Below are 1,054 nucleotides of genomic sequence, written 5' to 3'. Positions count from 1 at the left end.
CTAGGGCCTGTCTGAGCGATCTCGGCGGGTGAGGTCACACAGCCAGATGCGGATGGCCGCGACGGTGACGGTGCCGGCGAAGACGTAGCCGCGTTTGTCGGTGCGCATGGCCACGGCGCGGTGGTCCTTGAGCCGGTTGATGGCGCGTTCGACGGTGTTGCGGCGCTGGTAGGCCCTCGGGTCGAAGACCGGTGGCCGCCCGCCGCAGTTGCCGCGGCGCCGCCGGTGCCGGACCTGGTCTTCGGGCACCGGGATGGTGGTCCGGATGCGGCGACGGCGCAGATCGGCCCGCAGCCAGGTGGCCGAGTAGGCGCGGTCGGCGATCAGCCGGTCCGGGCGGGTGCGCGCCGGTCCGGGCCGGCGCCGGGGCACCGTCAGGCGCGCCAGCAGCGGCGCGTAGGCCAGCGTGTCGCCGCGTTGACCGGGGCTGAGCACGTGCACCAGTGGGCGGCTGCGGGCGTCGGCGAGCAGGTGCACCTTGGTGCTCAGCCCGCCGCGGGAGCGGCCCAGGGCCTCACGGTCCCGGCTGGCCTGGCGGCGTCGCTGCTCCGCGCCGAGGTGACCGGTGTTGACCCCCCGCTCGCCCGCGGTCGCGCGGGCCCGGGACGACCTGCGGCGCCAGCCGCTCGGCAGGCACATCCCGCGGCGGAGAACCGCGGGCGCCGGCGGCGTGCTGATGCGCGCGCACGATGGTCGAGTCCAGGCCCACCGCCCATTCGCCCTGCTCGGCGGTCAGGTCCACGTCGCAGGCGGTGCGCAGGGTCTGCAGCACCCGGTCCCAGGTGCCATCGGCTGACCAGCGGCGATGCCGGTCATAAACGGTCTGCCAGCGCCCGTAGGCCGGTGGCAGATCGCGCCACGGAGCGCCGGTGCGGGTGCGCCAGATGACCCCGTTGACCACCGGACGGTGATCGACCCAGCGGCCTCCTCGTCGCGGAGTGCGATCGGGCAGCAGCGGCTCGAGCACCGCCCACTGCTCATCAGTCAGGTCATGCCGGTCCTGCATCCGACCGCTCTACACCCACGGCGGCAAGATCCGCCAGACACTCCCTAG

The 1,054-nt window shown here is 74.3% G+C and carries 1 pseudogene; it reads right to left on the bottom strand.

Going from position 1 to position 1,054, the window contains the following annotated elements:
* Positions 1 to 1,006 (bottom strand): annotated as a pseudogene (locus ACI8AD_RS24925) (IS5 family transposase).
* Positions 1,007 to 1,054: the final 48 nt, after the last annotated feature.

The sequence above is a fragment of the Geodermatophilus sp. SYSU D00766 genome, from assembly GCF_054049915.1.
This window is presented reverse-complemented; position numbering and strand designations above follow the sequence as displayed.